The following is a 218-nucleotide window of genomic DNA, read 5'->3' on the forward strand; positions in this document are numbered from 1 at the left end:
TGTTGTTTGAACAGGCTGCCATGTCGTTGGTCAGGGAGATGCCTGTGCTCGCCGTCTCTCGGCAATTGGAAGTCACTGACAAGCGTTTGTGGCGCATCGTGCATCATTACGTAGGCCGCATGCTGGGGGACCTGGATCTTTCTCAGGTTGCCAATGTCGGGGTAGACGAAACGGCATCACGTCGAGGGCAACGTTACGTCACCGTATTTCTCGATATG

1 protein-coding gene is annotated in these 218 nt (G+C 54.6%); it reads left to right on the forward strand.

The window, feature by feature from the left end; translation table 11 throughout:
* The coding region (locus MKZ40_RS17185; RefSeq protein WP_282628018.1) for a helix-turn-helix domain-containing protein at positions 1 to 218 on the forward strand (218 nt) is incomplete at both ends.

The sequence above is a fragment of the Cobetia sp. BMC6 genome, from assembly GCF_029991385.1.
GTDB lineage: Bacteria > Pseudomonadota > Gammaproteobacteria > Pseudomonadales > Halomonadaceae > Cobetia.